Origin of the sequence: Paenibacillus psychroresistens (genome assembly GCF_009728935.1) — a bacterium.
Taxonomy (GTDB): Bacteria; Bacillota; Bacilli; order Paenibacillales; family NBRC-103111; genus Paenibacillus_AC; species Paenibacillus_AC psychroresistens.
The window spans coordinates 2,137,217-2,150,867 of sequence record NZ_CP034235.1 but is presented as its reverse complement, the minus strand read 5'-3'; the positions used below and the strand labels follow the sequence as shown (position 1 = coordinate 2,150,867).

Annotated in this window: 7 protein-coding genes; 1 reads left to right on the top strand and 6 read right to left on the bottom strand. The window is 40.8% G+C overall.

Going from position 1 to position 13,651, the window contains the following annotated elements; all coding sequences use genetic code 11:
* Window positions 1-463: 463 nt before the first annotated feature.
* The 6 genes from EHS13_RS09680 to EHS13_RS09655 all read right to left on the bottom strand — a co-directional run bounded on the left by EHS13_RS09680 (window position 464) and on the right by EHS13_RS09655 (window position 9,514).
* Window positions 464-3,190: an alpha-mannosidase gene (locus tag EHS13_RS09680; protein ID WP_155700142.1), complete on the bottom strand. Its 2,727-nt coding sequence runs from the start codon at window positions 3,188-3,190 to the stop codon at window positions 464-466.
* Window positions 3,191-3,217: 27 nt separating this feature from the next.
* A complete protein-coding gene (locus tag EHS13_RS09675) occupies window positions 3,218-4,051 on the bottom strand; it encodes a carbohydrate ABC transporter permease (protein WP_155700141.1) in 834 nt (277 codons plus the stop codon).
* Window positions 4,052-4,939, bottom strand: coding sequence for a carbohydrate ABC transporter permease (locus tag EHS13_RS09670; RefSeq protein ID WP_155700140.1), 888 nt, complete (start codon window positions 4,937-4,939; stop codon window positions 4,052-4,054). It lies immediately after the preceding gene.
* Window positions 4,940-5,017: 78 nt separating this feature from the next.
* Window positions 5,018-6,337: an ABC transporter substrate-binding protein gene (locus EHS13_RS09665; RefSeq protein WP_155700139.1), complete on the bottom strand. Its 1,320-nt coding sequence runs from the start codon at window positions 6,335-6,337 to the stop codon at window positions 5,018-5,020.
* 178 nt (window positions 6,338-6,515) lie between these two features.
* Window positions 6,516-7,712, bottom strand: a complete 1,197-nt coding sequence (locus EHS13_RS09660; protein ID WP_155700138.1) for a response regulator transcription factor — start codon at window positions 7,710-7,712, stop codon at window positions 6,516-6,518.
* Window positions 7,709-9,514 (bottom strand): sensor histidine kinase, encoded by a 1,806-nt coding sequence (locus EHS13_RS09655; RefSeq protein ID WP_162463036.1) that lies wholly within the window; start codon window positions 9,512-9,514, stop codon window positions 7,709-7,711. The genes EHS13_RS09660 and EHS13_RS09655 overlap by 4 nt, the downstream gene beginning before the upstream one ends.
* A gap of 211 nt (window positions 9,515-9,725) precedes the next feature.
* Between EHS13_RS09655 and EHS13_RS09650 the strand changes: the two genes are divergently transcribed.
* Complete coding sequence (locus EHS13_RS09650; RefSeq protein WP_155700136.1) at window positions 9,726-13,601, top strand: fibronectin type III domain-containing protein; 3,876 nt, start codon at window positions 9,726-9,728, stop codon at window positions 13,599-13,601.
* Window positions 13,602-13,651: the final 50 nt, after the last annotated feature.

Here is a 13,651-nt window from a genome sequence, read left to right as displayed (position 1 = left end):
CTCCTTACGAAAAAAAAAAAAGAATCTCGTGCGGGTTAGGGTCTCCCTAGTTCCAAACACAACTTTCCCAACATGCCGATCCCTATACACCGGAGAGTTCTTCCGCGCTGCGCTTCCAAGGGCTTCACGCGTTCCATGGTCTTCGCCTATATTCACGAGGCTCGACTCTCTCTTGTCCTTTTCAGGTCTTTTTTGACGATGCGGCAGGATTCACTTGATGTTACGGCCTGCTGTTTTGCTAGCACTCTTTACAGAGTTACATTGTCACAGGGCTTCAACCTTAGGATCTCTCCACCAGTTGCCTGTCAGCTACGAGGCGACTTGGCTCTTACCTCGATTGATCTTTCATCAACTAGTTGTGCCTAGCTTGGCTAGGCGCGCTGAACAAAAAAAGGACAATGCTTAGTCGATTAATCTCCTAAGCATCACCTATTCTCAAAATGGCCTCACATCTAATCTAATCTTACACACGAAACCCTAAAGTAACGATTTCTGCCGAGTTTACTGTAAGACATTTAATATCATTTTGCTTTACTGCAATCTGCTCTTCCTTTTCTTCAAGAATGTTGCTTTTATAGCAATTAAGGAGGGAAGTCTGCCCTTTTAGCTGTAATTCCGTTTCTTCAAGCGACATATTAAACCAACGTACAATGAAATCGTTGGTTTCTTCTGCTATCTTTACACTAGATAAAGCAAGTGAATTTCCTGACCATTCCAAGAAACCATGATTGGCTGGAATAGAACCCGATTGTAATAGCGTTTGTTTCATCATCCAGGGAATCTGATATTGGTAAGCTTCTACATATGCGCCAGAATCCATGCCAGAAGCGGCATGAGGAATAATCATAAAATTCACCTCATGCTTACCTAAGCATTGCGCTTCGGGAGTGGGAAAATGCCCCCAGTCGCCTAGCTCCCCCACCGAGCGGAGTAACGTTATTGCGATAGTGTTATGACCATCCCTTAATACCTCATACTCTTGTAAGCCTAAATTAGCAATGGTTAAGCCCATTTTCTCATCGCTTACCCTGACAAATGCTTGTTGGTGCTGACAATTGGATGGATTGACCCATTCCTCTGATGGTTCATTCGAACGAGTTGCCACCTCGAAAATGGAATCCACATGATGTACAGTTGTTTGTAAATCTGTGGGAAATAAAACGCGTACACGATGGTCTTTAGCCTGATTATTAAATTTAGTTTGTACTTTAAGACCTCTCTCGCCTTTCTCCAAGCTAATGAGCGTACTTATGCTCAAAAGTACAGTCTCCTGCGTTCGTTGAGATCGACGCTCCATGAGTCCAACAATCTCTTGCATTTCTCTAAGCAAATCTTCATCAGCGCTAGCAGGAATTGCCCAATCATGCACAATTTCATAGGAAGCACGAAAGGCAGTATTTTCAACCAAGTTTATCCTGGCAGGAAGTCCTTTTGTCGTTAAAACGCTGTCGCCTTCTGGCTGTTTAAAGGTGTATTCATTGCCAATATCACCGACGTTTTCATAGACACAAAGCTCATTAAAGGTATGTCCTGATTCTTTATGAGTCAATTGTATAGAGCCATCAAACGCGATATGCACCTTTAGCCATTCGTTTTCAAGCATGCCATTTCCTTTAACCATGGAACTAAATTCGTCTGTAGGTTTTTCACTCTTATTAACATAGCCGTATGCTTTATAGCCAAGCGCAGGGACTTTTTCCGCTTCAAATGTAAGTCGAATTTTACGAGTCATATAAGGCTGGCGGAAACGATCATTTGGTAGATCATAGCTAAATTGAACACCCAAATCCTCCATGGTAAAAGGGATACTCCCCCCATCTGAATTTATCAAATCGCCTGGTAGAAGTGGCTCATTTTTTAATAGTGCGGCGGCTTGCTGAGGCGGCATTTCATTAGTAGAAATTCGCTTTATTTCTAATTCTACTTGAATTACACCTGTTCGAATCCAACCGGATGTATTGAATACAATGAAAGGAACTGTATCCGTATCTATCGGAATGAAGCAGCTTGTATCGATTAGCGCACAAATAACACTCATACTGTCAGCTGCAATTTCATCCGCAACATCCAGACTCTTGGCGAAACGCGTCATCATTTCTTGATGCACTTCATCAACACTGCAGCCGCATATGCTGTCATGAGGATGATTCTGCATAAGTGTTTTCCAAGCATACGTCAATAAATGATGGGGGTATGGTGTTCCAAGCAGATGAGCAAAAGCCGCCAATGGCTCAGCTACTTTTTCCAGCATCGCTTGACCCAACTGATTAGCCTGCTTAATATAGACTCGTGTAGAGGCTGTATTAACCAAAGTTCCCCATCCGTTTGTTTGCTGACTGCGAAGCTCACCCTGCACCACTGCAAGCTCTTCAGGAAAGGACAACTTCAACTCACCAATATAATCTCTGAAATTTGAATGCCTGAAATCAATGTCTGGAAAAAGCTTTCTTGCTGTTTCCAATGCCATGGACAGATCGGACTGAACGGGCTGGTGATCGCAGCCATTCATCAATAGCAAATGACTGGTTGATGCAAAACGCTCAACATTTCCAAGCCTTTCCTGCCAAAATATTAAAGCCTCAGCTTCATTGACTGGAATCTCCATCCCATTGTGATACCAATTGGCGAATAATATTCCCGTTACAACCGAACCATCCGCGCCGCGCCAATTCATTTCTGAAAACGGGGATTCATATTTGGCACTCTCTTCAACCGTATTATTGACCCCAACAGGCTTCACCCCTCTGCCAAATACCGCTGTATCCATGCCAGCCTGACGTAAAAGTTGTGGAGCCTGCCCCATATTGCCAAATGAATCAGGAAAATATCCAATCTTACACACATCTCCATATGCTTTGGCATCTCGCAATCCGACTAATAGATTGCGGACATTGGCTTCACTGCTGATTAAAAACTCGTCCTGCAAAATATACCAAGGCCCAATATGCAGATTTCCTGCTTTTACAAGCTCTATCAACTTCTGTTTTCGCTCAGGACGAACCTGCAAATAATCTTCTAATATAATCGTCTGACCATCCAAATGAAAACTTGCAAAATGAGGGTCTTGCTCGAATAAATCTATTAATGAATCCATTAGCTTAATCAAACGGACATGATGTTTTTCATAGGGCATATACCATTCTCTGTCCCAATGTGTGTGTGAAATAACGTGTACAACCTTGCTATTCAAGTTAGCATACCCCTTTCAATTGATAATTTAACCTTTCACTGCACCTGCCGTCAATCCGTCTATCATGAAGCGCTGCAAGATAATATAGAGCACTAATACTGGGATAGCTATCATGGTTGATGCAGCAAAAAGCTGCGGCCAGTCAGTACTAAATTGTCCTTTAAAAGCCACGAGTCCTAAAGGTAATGTCCGGTGTGAAGCATCGCTAGTGAAAATTAATGGTGTAAAAAAATCATTCCAAACCCCAATCATATTAAAAATAATGTTTGTAACCGTCGCTGGAAGCACCAGTGGAAATATAATTCTATAAAAGATAGTCCATGATCCTGCGCCATCCATTTTGGCTGATTCATCCAGTTCAAATGGAATGCTATTATAAAATTTTGTGAAAATAAAAACAGTAATGGGTAAACTTTGTGAGGTATATATTAAAATCAAGCCAATTTGTGTATTATACAATCCCATTTTTTGCATCTGCATAAATAGGGGAATCAGTCCAACCTGACCTGGAAGAATGAGTCCCGCGATAAAAAAGGCGAAAATCAGCTTTGCAAGCCTTCCAATTCTAATTCGAGCTACGGCAAAAGCTCCAAGCGCTCCCGTGCTTATAATGGCAACAATAGAACCTCCTGTAAGCAGAACACTATTACCTGCATTGGATAACATTTCTCCATTTATCCATGCCAATAAATAATTTTTCATAAAAATCGGATGCGGTAATGCAAGTGGAGTTTTGAGAAAATCCGTATGGCTTTTTAAAGAAATCAGCATCATTATAATAAGTGGTCCGATAATAATAAGAGCCGCTATAATTAGTAAAAGATAAGAAAGGATTAGAGGCATACTTTTATGTGGCTTCATTTAATATTCTACCTCCCTCTTACTCATAAAGTAATACTGGGTGGAAGAAATCACTAGGATTAGGAAGGTCAGTGCCATTGCAAGCGCTGTTCCATACCCTAGCTGCTGCGATTTGAAAGCAATACTGTAAATAAGCGTACCGAAAACTTCTGTTTGATGAGCAGGTCCGCCCTGTGTGAGCAAATATACCTGATCGAATAATTTTAAGCAGCCGATTACGGAAATCATCATATTAATGGTAAATGATGACGCTAACAATGGGATTGTGATATGAGTAAATTTCTTCCACGAGCCAGCTCCGTCTATTTCTGCAGCCTCATACAAATCTTTTGGAATCGTTTGCAAGCCAGCGATATAAATAACCATTGAATATCCAGTATATTGCCATATGATGACAGCACAAATTGAAAACAATGCGTAAGTTGGATCTCCTAGCCAATTGATTTCTGCTGCACTCAAATAACCCAATCCACTAAAAACCGTATGCAATACTCCCTCTAGCGGACTATAAATATAGTCCCATATATACCCAATAACTGCAGAACTTAATAGCACTGGAAAAAAGATAATCGCTCGAAAGAACATATGCCCCTTCATTTTTTGATTTAAGAGAATGGCAAAGCTCAAAGCTAATACATTTTGTACAATAATGACAACTACGGAGATGATCAGGTTGTTTTTAAGTGCAATATGGATCAAGTCATCTTTAAACAAATCTATATAGTTGGTCAGACCGTTAAACCGTGGAATATCGCCAAATCCTTCCCAATACGTAAAGGAATAAAAAAATCCTCTTGCAATTGGATAAGCAAAAAACAAACTATAAATGCCCAACGCAGGCAGCACGAACATAGCAAAGCGAATAAAGTCTCTCTTTTTCTCACTCATCCTAATCTACTCCTTTGAAAAGACAAAGGGAGAGCATGCTCTCCCTTGTAATCATTCTATTGGTAAGCTGTAACTGCTTTACTTTGTTTTATTCGCTTTATCCTGAACTTCTTGCAAATTTTTCACCACATCTTCTGCTTTACCACCAAGCAATAGCTTCTGAATTTGCGCATTTGCTTCATTCGCAACTGCCGGAGAAATCAGCGATGACGGCTCTGGGATTGCCATCTCAAACAAAGGCAGCCATTCTTTGGCAAGCGGGTGGAAATCAGCAGTTGCTCCCTTAACGGTACTTACAATTTTCTGATCCAATGCTTGCAGAGATCCGCTTTCCGTAGTGGAAGAGAACTCAAGGAATTTCTTAACAGCATCCTGATGCTTGGACCAGGAAATGCCACTTATGACTGCATCCGTAACCTGCGGTACAACCAGTTTCTTATCAGCCGCATTGGTTGGGTAAGGAAATACACCGACATTAAAAGCTTTGAAATCAGCTGCGAATTTATCTAATGCCCAACTTCCCATGATCCACATAGCCGCTTTGCCATCTTGAAGCGCCTGTACAGCTTGATCGTAAGTTATGCCAAGTGCACCTTTACCAGAAAGGAAATACCCTTTGCCAACTAATTCTTCAACCTGTTTGTAAGCTGCTAAATATTCAGGATTCGTCCATTTGCCTTCGCCTGTTTTCAATTTAGCAAGTGAATCTGGCGTTTCCGTTTCCAATGCTGTCCATTGAGGTAGAGTATAATATCCAGTCGTCCATCCATCTTTACCGGAGATGACCAACGGGGCTATACCGGACTGTTTGATCTTTTCACTCGCAGCTAAAAAGTCTGTCCAATTAGTCGGAATAGCAATCCCTAGCTTTTTAAATAAATCCTTGTTATACCAAACACCAATGGCATAAGTGCCCTGGGCAAATCCATAATTTTTACCATCGACTGTACCCGCTGTCACGGCAGCAGGCATTAAGTTATCTAAAAATGTCGATCCAGTAAGCTCTGTTACACTATTAAGCTTTACTGCATATCCAAGCTCATCCGGGTTGGGATGGCTGCCAATAAGATCCACATCTGCATGTGCAGCAAGTCTCGATTTCAGTACAGTTGTATAATTTGCAGCGTCCACTTGCTCCAATTGAACCGTAATATTCGGATATTTCTCGTGGAATTTGTCTAATGCTGCTTTGGAATAGGGTACCCAGTGAAGCAGCTTCAAAGTAACCGGCTCTTCCTGCGGTGCTTCCGTTGCTTGTGGAGCTTCCGTTTTAACTGATTCCTTTACAGTAGCCTCGGGTTTAATGCTCTCTTCTGTTGATTTCTTGCTGCCACAGCCTGCAAGCGCTGTCATAACAATCACTACTAATACTGACATCCATACTAAACTCTTCCTCATGCTAGTTCCCCCTACAATGTTTTTGAAGTAGCATCGCTTCCTTCGCCCTTTATATTACGCTGGACTATAAGGAGCAACAAGGCTCTAATCGATGCTATAAATTCACCTTTCTTTACTTTTAGAAGGAATAGCTTCACTTTTTTTGTTGTGTAAAAATCCACCCTGGTTTTTAACCCATTTATTCCTTTAGTCGTCGATATTCACTTGGCGTCATTCCCGTCATGACTTTAAACCATTTTGTGAAATAACGGGGATTGGGATAACCCACCGCTTTACCTACTGCAGCTGCAGTCTTATTGCCATTCAGCAAGAGCTCCTTGGCTAAATCAAACCGTAAATTGCTCATATGACGGATAAAGGACTCCCCTGTATTCTGTTTGAATAATCTGCTGAAATAAGAAGGAGTAACCCCAACCAAATCAGCTACTTGCTTCAAACCGATAGCATCTTGGAAATGAGTGGCCATAAATTCTAGTGATTTTTGTACCATTTCTGAAATCCCATCATTATGTACCAATTTCAAATTTAGAATCATCTCATTTATTGCTCGACGAGTTTGCTTCCAATTTTTTAAGTTCTGCTGCTCATCCCAATAAAGCTCCATCCCTAACGACTGCTTTATATTCCAAGCTAACTCTTCCCGTAAAACTGAAAAGCTCGTATCCTCTGAATAGCCTTGTTGCATAAAAATTAAAATCAACCCGCCTCGGAAAGCTACAACTTCCATTTTGTCAGTGCCTTTATGATCTTTAGCCAGGGTAAAAAGCGTTTTTACAGATGAGCTATTGTTAATAATGGTAAGCGTGTTAGTCTCTTTAAGGGCAATTACTGCAGCTCTTGTTGTATCCACCCAAAATGGGAAGCCAAATAAACTTTCTTCTTCCTCTCGAAGATCCCAAGTATCCTGCATTAACGCATTATCAATCACATGCTCCTTTAGCAGTTCTTGCTGCATTTGAGAAATGCCATGATTATCTGATAATTGAATCGAGTCACCCACTGGAATTGATTTCATTATTTTATCAATCGAAGCTTTTATTTCAGCTATACTCATCGTAGGCTTCAATATATAATCCGAAACACCTAATTGAATAGCTTCTTTAGCGTATTGAAAATCATCGTAACTACTGAGAATGATAAAGCCAATATTCGGATAACGTTCCTTGCATAACCTAATCAATTGAATTCCATCCATAATGGGCATACGAATGTCAGTAATGATAATATCAATATGACAGGATTCTACCCATTCCATTGCTTCTTGGCCATTAGCTGCTTCTCCGATCAGTTTGACACCTAACTCAGTCCAGTCAAGCATGACTTTCATCCCTAGACGAATCAGGGTTTCATCCTCTACAATTAATAAATTCCTCATTGCTCCTCCTTATTAACGGTCCATGGAACTCTTATGGCGACAACCGTTCCCTCTCCTAAAATGCTTTTTACAAATAGGCCATAGCTCGGTCCAAATTCGAGAATAATTCTTTCATGAATATTCTTTAATCCTGTTCCAGATAGCCCTTGATTATGTTCAATACCAGACCCAAATAACCCCGAAAGCTTCTCCTCTTGCATTCCACTACCGAAATCCTGAACAAGAATTAACAGCTCATTCTGACCACCAGGATGAATATCAATTCTAATTTCCCCTTTGCTGGTATCCCCATCCAAACCATGAAATATGGCATTTTCCACAATAGGCTGAATCAGAAACGGCATTATCCTTAGCTCCCCAACTTGCTCGTCTATAGCATAGGTTATAGCAAAACGCTTCATATACCGTCGCTCCAGCAGAGAAACATAAGCTTCAATAAAACTAATTTCTTCTTGGATCGTAACCCATTTACGATCGCTTCGCGTACAATATTTCATTAATTGGATAAATATACCGAGTGTATTTGCTATATCATTCGCATTTTGCATATGAGCCATCATTTTTATCGCACTTAATGTGTTGTATATAAAATGAGGGTTAATTTGCGCTCGCAGTGCATCAATCTCCGCTTTGCGTTTACTCTTCTCTTCCAATGTGATTCGTTCTATTAATTGGCTAAGCTCTTTCACCATGGAATCAAATGAATTAGACAACAAACCAATTTCGTCTTTTTGCTGCATGCTGATTGTAACGGGAAAATCGCCATTTTGCACCTTATTCATCAATCTAGAAAGTCTTTTAATCGGGGAAGCTACACTTCTAGCGACAAATCCCGCCAAAATAACCGAAACCAGCAATAACGTTACAATTATCCCTAATGCGAGTTTCACTATTCTATCCAAATCCTGGTAGAGTGCTTTTTTTGAGGTCAGATACAAGGTTGTCCAGCCGGAATATTCCGATCTGCTTGCAACGCCTACCATCCCGCCAAAAGGTGCGTTCCAATGAATGGAATGCAATTGCGGTTTTCCATCCAAGGATTCCTTCCATAATCCTTTCCATTCATCCTCCTTGAGGGGAATGGATGAGTGTATTATTCTCCCATATTGATCAGCAATTAAAACGTAGCCATCTCTAGGCTTTTGGGCAGCAAAATTAAAGATATAAGGATCAATATCAACCACGAACACGCCTAAAGGTTCATTCGTATCCACCTGAGTGACGTGACGCGCCAGTGAAATCGTCATTTTGCCGCCGTTGTCGTAAACCTGCGTTTCCAGCCTCAATCCTGAATTGACAAACTCCCCATTTTTTATCAAGGTTTCCTTGAACCATTTTTGATCCATCAATGTATTATTCGGTCGAATGCTTGTATTTTGGGAATACCCATACACTTGACCGCCATCCGTAATCATATAGACAGCCATGATCCCCTCGTGAAGTACTTGCAAGCTGGTAAAGTAAGTTTTCATATCCTTTTCAATTTGCAGAGTTTCTGGTGTATACGTTTCCTGAGAAAGCTTAAGCTTTGTCATAGTTGAGTAAATACGCTGATCAATAAAGGGAAGTATAGTCATACGATCAATACCACGCAAAAATGCGTCTACATTATAATTGATTTGGCTGGTTATGACTTTAAAGGAATCGTTAGCCTTGCCCTCGAGCGTACCAACAGCAATAAAATAGGCTGCTGTTCCAAAAACGCTCAGCGGCAAAACGGCAAGCAATAAATATGTAATGAAAAATTTGGATTGTATTTTCAAATCCTTCCAGCGCCGCCAAGACCAGCCAATCCATGCCACACATTTCACTTCCTTGCCAAATCAAATTTAGTTCATTCATCGTAACTGAAAGAAAAATTTGCGTCAATGAAGATTTAAAGATCGGATTCACTTTATTTGTTGTACAAAAAATAGGTGCTTAATAGCATAAATAGAGTGCTATTTACTATTGAGATTTTCAATTATACTATCCAATGTAAGCGGTAACATATTATAAGAAGGATGTGACATTATGAGAAAAAAATTTTCCACAAGGCTTCTATTTGCAAGTTTAATGGGGGTACTACTACTGCAATTTTCTATGCCAGTTTTCCCTATGTTTTCTGTTCCAATTGCTTATGCAGTAGATTCTATTCCACCAGGTGCAATTACCGACTTAGGCACCACGCAAACAAGCAGTACTTCCATTACAATTAGCTGGACAGCTCCTGGTAATGATGGCAGTACAGGAACTGCCACTTCCTACGATCTTCGCTATTCGACAGATGGCGTTATTACGGAGACTACATGGGCTGCAGCTACTGCGGTATCTGGAGAACCAACTCCCTCCGTTGCGGGATCAGCTCAAAGCATGTTGATTTCAAGCCTGGCAGCCAGTACAAGATATTGGTTTGCCTTAAAAACATCGGATGGAACCAATGTTTCTGCGATTTCAAATTCACCGGCAAATCTAATATCGGATCTAAGCCAGGTCAATGTATTAAGCTTTAACAATAACAGCTATGATGCCAGAGACCGTAGGCTTATGCGCGTGATTCAGCCTGACTATATTCATCGTTCGGCTTTCGAGTGGGAAGGAACCCAATTTCAGGATCGCAGCTTTGAGGGGTCCAAGCAAAGTTTGGACCGTTTAACCAAAGATGGCAGCATGATAGGCGGAGGCATATCTGCCAACTATTGGGCGCCTTCTTTTGAAACAATTGGCCCAGGAGTTGTTGTTGCACAGGCGGATGCAGGCAATGTAGGCTGGTCGCCAACAACCAGCTTCGTTAATAGAGACAGCATAAGCGGTCAAAATCAGCTCATATATAAAGCCAAGAAACAAATTGACAACGGTTTCTATGGGGTCGAATTTGACGAATACTTTATGAATGGCGGGCATTTAGCCTCCGATATTGCTCAAGTTATGAACACAGTAAGAAGTTATGCGTTATCCACCTTTAATCGGAAGGTGTACATTTCTGCCAATTCCGATTATGGCGGTCAAATGGGCTGGTCCTATGTTGCGAATGGTACAGAAGCCGTGGATTACTATCTAAATAATTATCCAATAGAAGCCGGCAAAATATTTGATGGCACAGTGAATCATATCCCAAGCTTGCGCACACATAGTCAAACTCTTTCACCTAAACCGGTTTTTTACTTTGTAGATTTTGGCAGCCCTTACGATACTTCAGGTCCAGATTTCAGCAAATGGGTTAACTTTACTCGCGTTGATAATGCCCAAATCCTAGCATCAGGCGCATTTCCCGCCCAAGGGCGATCTTTCTATAATACAATTGACGGTTATCAATTGGGCGTATTCACGCAAAATGCTAATATCGCCAAATTCATGAAAGAAAATAAACTTTTATGGCATAATCTCACCTGGATTACACCAGCCACTCTGACTACAAGCATTAGCAATGTGTGGAAAAGTGCATTCAGTCAAACAGGGAGAACTATTCTCCATTTGGTAAACGGAAATTACAACAATACAACTCAGGTCATGACAACAAAAACTAATTTTACAACGAGTATAACCTTAGCCAGCGCCCCGAGCAGAGTTTGGATTACAACTCCGGATAAGCCTGCGAGTACTCGAAAACAAATTTTATCCACTTCAAATTATACCTATAGCGGTGGAGTGTTGACTATAACTATACCGGAATTACAATTTCATGATGTAATTGTGATTGAACAAGGAACAGCATATGATCCTGTCTACAGTCCGATGCAGGTCATTTTCCCATTTGAAAACCCCAAAAATCTTCCTGTTGGCAATAAATTTCATATTATCCCCTTGCAAACAGAAGGATTCAGTCAAAATTTCACTTGGTATGTCAACGGGATTGCAGGAGGGAATTCAACAGTAGGAACAGTTGACAGCAATGGCTACTATACAGCCCCTTCCATCATTCCTTCTGGTGGTGTTGTGACAATCAAGGCAGTCAGCCAAGAAATGACCACCATCTTCAACCAGTTTGATTTAACTATAACTAGTGCTCCTTCCGTTCCTTGGAATGATGCCTTTACATCAGATACTGTTGGGCAAGTTCCTGCCAATTGGGCAGTAATTGATGGCTATGGGGACTGGAAACTTGATTTGGATGGTGCTACCAAAGTCTTGCACAACTTTAATTTATCCGATGGCTCGGTTCAAGCTGGAACCGCGCAATATTCACCGCTTATTGCCAGCGGAAATCAATCCTGGACGAATTATAATTATAAATATTCCGTAAAAACATTGAAAACACCCTTGGTCTGGTATGGAGATCCAGGAAGCAAACCGGATACCCACATTGGCATTGTGTTTAGATTTAAAGACAACAAAAATTACTATGAATACCGATTGTGCTACGATAACCAAATAAGATTATTTAAAACGGTCAACGGGATTACAACCTCTATAGGACTGCCTGCACCTGCTGCTTTTCCAGCAGTGAACACATATGTGGATTTGGAAGTAAAGCTAACGGGAGCTTCTTTTCAAATGTATGTAAATAACGCTCTGGTGCGGAGTGATTCTGACAATTCAATTGCATCAGGCGGGATTGGCATTACCACCGATCTAACTGAAAACGAATTTAAAAATATCGCCGTAACTGCAAATACTGGTTCAACACCAGGCAGTATCGCAACCACAATTGATGATCTAACTGAATATTCCAAGATATTTTCCCATAGCGCCAACTTATTCTTTGACGGAAGCACTCCATTAAATCTGGGAGGAGATACCTCCCGATTAGCACGAACAACGAATACAAGTGAAGCTATTATTTATAAGGCTGCTTTGGGCATGGATCTCAATCATTTTGCAGTAGATACCTGGTTCTGGCCTAGTGAGCCTACGATCGATTTCCAATTCTATACTTCACCGGATAATACGACTTACAGCTTATTTATGCCACTCAAATCTGCGATTGCTGGAGCTTCGGGTATCTGGAATGAGGTAAGCTATAGCGGATCACTGCCTATCGGCACACAGTATTTAAAAATTGTTTACATGAATACTACAGCTAATGCATTTAACCCGCAAATTGGCAAAGCAGTCATTTCAAGTCAAATTCCCATCGTTGATAATCTAAATGATTACTCACTAAGTTATGCGCATAGTGCAAATTTATATTTCGACGGAAGCAATCCTGCCAATCTTGGCGGTGACACTTCGAGGTTGGCAAGGACAACGAATTCCAGCGAATCTATTGTTTTTCAATCCTTGTCAGGTACAGATATGACTACCTTCTCGACAGATACCTGGTTTTATCCGGGAGAGGCCATGGTTGATTATCAACTTTACAGTTCTCCAGACAACTCAAACTATACTTTGTTTACACCGGTAAAAGCTACCACATTCGGTACAGGAAGTGGATGGAATAAAGTCGTCTATTCAGGATTGTTGCCTGCCGGAACCAAATATTTAAAAATGGTATTTCCAACTACAATTAACGCATGGAACCCGCAAATTGGAGCTTTCAAGTATGGATCTCAAGCCTCTTTAACAGACAATCTGAATGATTTTTCCTATTCAGCCACCCGTTCGTTTAATTTGTATTTTGATGGAAGCAGCTCAGTTAATTTGGGTGGAGATACCTCTCGATTGACAAGATCGACAAATAGCTTTGAGAATATTGTTTATGCAATTTCTTTAGCCCATTCCATGTCAGTTGATACCTGGTTCTGGCCTGGTGAAGCCAAAGTAGATTTTAAGTTTTACTATTCGCCGGACAATATAACCTATACATCGTTAAGTCCTACTCTAACAAATGTTACAGGTACAGGCTCGAATTGGAATAAAACTACCTACACGGGAACATTGCCTATTGGAACCCGATATTTAAAGATAGAATATCGAAATACCTCATCTAACCCATGGAATCCACAGCTTGGTAAAGTGATCTTGAAATAACAGGAGTATATTGCAAAAAAGCTTAAAGGGACGGTAATTACCGCCCCTTT

Excerpts from the sequence above, each read along its gene's own strand:
- EHS13_RS09670 (WP_155700140.1), bottom strand. The coding sequence starts at position 4,939 with ATGAGTGAGAAAAAGAGAGACTTTATTCGCTTTGCTATGTTCGTGCTG.
- EHS13_RS09660 (WP_155700138.1), bottom strand. The coding sequence starts at position 7,712 with ATGAGGAATTTATTAATTGTAGAGGATGAAACCCTGATTCGTCTAGGG.
- EHS13_RS09650 (WP_155700136.1), top strand. The coding sequence starts at position 9,726 with ATGAGAAAAAAATTTTCCACAAGGCTTCTATTTGCAAGTTTAATGGGG.
- EHS13_RS09675 (WP_155700141.1), bottom strand. The coding sequence starts at position 4,051 with ATGAAGCCACATAAAAGTATGCCTCTAATCCTTTCTTATCTTTTACTA.
- EHS13_RS09665 (WP_155700139.1), bottom strand. The coding sequence starts at position 6,337 with ATGAGGAAGAGTTTAGTATGGATGTCAGTATTAGTAGTGATTGTTATG.